The sequence below is a fragment of the uncultured Methanofollis sp. genome, from assembly GCF_937919355.1.
Classification (GTDB): domain Archaea; phylum Halobacteriota; class Methanomicrobia; order Methanomicrobiales; family Methanofollaceae; genus Methanofollis.
In genome coordinates this window covers 1-2,920 of sequence record NZ_CALFSA010000120.1, presented here as the reverse complement: position 1 = coordinate 2,920, position 2,920 = coordinate 1, and the positions used below count along the sequence as shown (strand labels likewise).

The 2,920-nt window shown below is 65.1% G+C and carries 3 protein-coding genes; 2 read left to right on the top strand and 1 reads right to left on the bottom strand.

All coding sequences use genetic code 11. The features are described from left to right. Positions 1-847, bottom strand: an 847-nt coding sequence (locus Q0520_RS05705) for an AAA family ATPase (RefSeq protein ID WP_298667498.1), incomplete at its 3' end; no start/stop codon positions are given. 44 nt (positions 848-891) lie between these two features. On the opposite strand from Q0520_RS05705, the gene larC reads away from it, so the two are divergent. Together larC and radB are read left to right on the top strand one after the other, a co-directional pair. Further along, positions 892-2,073, top strand: a complete 1,182-nt coding sequence (larC, locus tag Q0520_RS05700) for a nickel pincer cofactor biosynthesis protein LarC (RefSeq protein WP_298667496.1) — start codon at positions 892-894, stop codon at positions 2,071-2,073. Then, positions 2,070-2,741, top strand: coding sequence for a DNA repair and recombination protein RadB (radB, locus tag Q0520_RS05695; protein ID WP_298667494.1), 672 nt, complete (start codon positions 2,070-2,072; stop codon positions 2,739-2,741). Before larC ends, radB begins: the two co-directional genes overlap by 4 nt. The last annotated feature ends 179 nt before the right edge of the window (positions 2,742-2,920 follow it).

Below are 2,920 nucleotides of genomic sequence, written 5' to 3'. Positions count from 1 at the left end.
TGATCGACGGGGCGTTCTGCCGTGCGTCCTCGAAGACCTCACGGAGGCGCTGTTCGGACTCGCCGTAATACTTCGAGATCACCTCCGGCCCCGCGATGGAGATGAAGTGGGCCCCCGACTCCGAGGCGACGGCCTTGGCGATGAGGGTCTTTCCGGTTCCCGGCGGGCCGTAGAGGAGCACGCCCTTCGGCGGGTCGATCCCGAGTGTCCTGAAGAGTTCGGGGTGGCGCATCGGGAGTTCGATCGTCTCCCGCACCCGCTGGAGTTCGTCCTTGAGGCCGCCGATGTCCTCGTACGAGATCCTCCTCACACCGTCGAAACCGGCGACGGGTTTCTCCGAGAACTCGACCTTCGTGTTCTTGGTGATGATGATCGCTTCCTCGGGCTCGACCACCACCGCCTTGAAAGCGACGATCTGCGGCTGCATGAAGGGCAGTCCGGCCTGGATCGGGACGGTGTCGTTCTTGACCACCGGGAAGTCGATGAGGTGGTTGACCACGCTCTGGAAGTTGATGGGGACCTGCTGCCGCGGCGGCATGTCCTCCGGAGGCGCGAGGACGACCCTCTGCGCCTCGATCTCCTGCTCTGCCTTTCGCACCAGGATGCGGTCGCCGACCGCGATCCCGGCGTTCTCCCGCGTGAACTTGTCGACCCTGATCTTCCCCTGCTGCCAGTCCGAGACCATCGCCCGCCAGACCTTGGCGATGGTCCGGCGTTTGCCAATGATCTCGACGAGGTCGCCGGGCGAGAGCCTCATCTGGAGCATGGTGTCGGGATCCAGGCGCGCCTTCCCCCCGCCCTGGTCCTCAGGGTATGCCCTGTCCACTTTAAGGTACATTTCCGGCATTCGTTACAATCATATACGCCCGGATTTATAAGTACTGCTTCAGTATGCGGATTCTCCTTCTCGATCCTTTTCACGGCGCCGCCGGCGACATGACCATCGGTGCCCTCGTCGACCTCGGTGCGGACGAGGCGCAGGTGAGGACGGCGATGGCCTCGGTAGTGGCCGATCCTGCCTTTTCCCGTGTGGAAAGGTGTGGCATAGGTGCGGTCCGGGTCGTCACCCATGCCGGCCCTGCCCACCGTGACCTTGCCGAGGTGACGGCACGGGTGGAAGCGGCCGATGCCCCGCCTGCGGCGATCGAGCGGGCGAAACGGGTCTTTTGCCGGATCGCCGCCGCCGAGGAGAGTGTCCACGGGCATGCGCCGCACTTCCACGAGGTCGGGGCCGACGACGCGATCGCCGACGTGATCGGGGCGTGCACGGCCCTGGAGACTCTCGGTGTTGACGGCGTCGCTGTCCTCCCGGTCGCCCTGGGTGCCGGGACGGTGGTGGCGGCCCACGGTACGATGCCGGTGCCGGCGCCGGCGACCCTTGCGGTCCTCAGGGCCTCGGCCCTGACGGTGACGATGGGAGGTGGCGAGGGCGAACTCTGCACGCCGACGGGCGCCGCACTCCTTGCCGAGTTCTCGACCCTGCGGCCGGAGGAGATCGGGGCGGCACGGGTCGTCGCCGTCGGCTACGGCGCCGGCAGCCGCGACCCCGCGGGGGCGCCGAATGTCCTCCGTGCTGTGCTCATGGAGAGTGAGGGGGTTTCGGGTGCCGACGAGGTGGACATCCTGGAGACGAATGTGGACGATGTCACCGGCGAGGTGCTCGGCCACTGCATGGACCTCCTCTTTGCGGCCGGGGCGAGGGACGTCTCGGTGGTCCCGGCGGTGATGAAGAAGGGGCGGGCGGGCCACCTGGTGCGGGTCGTCTGCCGCCCGGCGGACGCGGCCCCCCTCACCCTGATCCTGGCGAAGGAACTCGGCACCCTCGGGGTGCGGTGCATCCCCTCTGTCCACAGGAGCGTGCTGGAAAGAAGGCTGATGCGGGTGGAGGCCGAGGTGGCGGGCGAGAGGCACGAGGTGACGGTGAAGGTCGGGTATATCGGCGACGTCGTCTCCTCGGTGAAGGCGGAGTCGGACGAGGTGCGGGCGATTGCCTCGGCGACCGGCGTGCCTGTGCGGACGGTGGCCAGGGTCGTCGAGGACGCCGCGTGGAAGGAATTGGAGGGGAAGGAATGAAGTTGTCCAGACTGAGCACGGGTTCCGAGCCCCTCGACACTCTCCTCGGCGGCGGCCTGGAGAGGCGGACGATCACGCAGATCTACGGCGAGCCCGGCTGCGGCAAGAGCACCATCTCCGTCATGGCGGCGGTCTCCTGCCTGAAGGGCGGCGAGTCTGTCGTCTACATCGACACCGAGGGTTTCTCGGCCGAGCGCTTCGAGCAGATCGCCGGCGAGGAGGAGGCAGAGGCCCTTGCCGACCGCCTGTACCTCTACGAACCTGTCGACTTCGTGCAGGAGGGGATCATGGTTAACGAGTGCGAGGTCCTCCTCAAGTCCAAAAAAGTCGGCCTGATCGTGATGGACTCGGCGACGGCCCTGTACCGCTCAGAACTCGGGACGACGAAGGACGCCCTCCGCGTCCTCTCCCAGCACATGGTCCGCCTGCTCGGGTATGCGAAGAAGTACGAGGTGCCGGTTTTGATCACGAACCAGGTGTACATGGACATCGACACCGACGCCTTCTTCGGTCTGGGGGGGACGGCGCTCGGCCACCTCTCCAAGGCGATCCTGCGGATCGAGAAGAGGGAGAGCAGGAGAAGGATCGTCCTCGAAAAGCACCGCTCCCGCCCGACTGATATATCGTTCGATTATGTGATCGTGAATGAGGGGATCAGGCGGGTATAGTCTCTTTTTGATCGTGTGAGGGGGTGTGGAGGACTACCCTTCTTCGTCCCTGACCATCTCTTTGATCGCCTCTTCCAGCGGACCGAGTTTGGTCTGGATGATATCCCAGAGAATCGTTGGTTTCACCAAATAATAGGAATGAACGCTGATGTCCCGGAGGCCGGCAATTTTTCGCCACT

What these genes read in the sequence shown, in the direction of transcription:
- larC (WP_298667496.1), top strand. Translation starts at nt 892, where the DNA reads ATGCGGATTCTCCTTCTCGATCCTTTTCACGGCGCCGCCGGCGACATG.
- radB (WP_298667494.1), top strand. Translation starts at nt 2,070, where the DNA reads ATGAAGTTGTCCAGACTGAGCACGGGTTCCGAGCCCCTCGACACTCTC.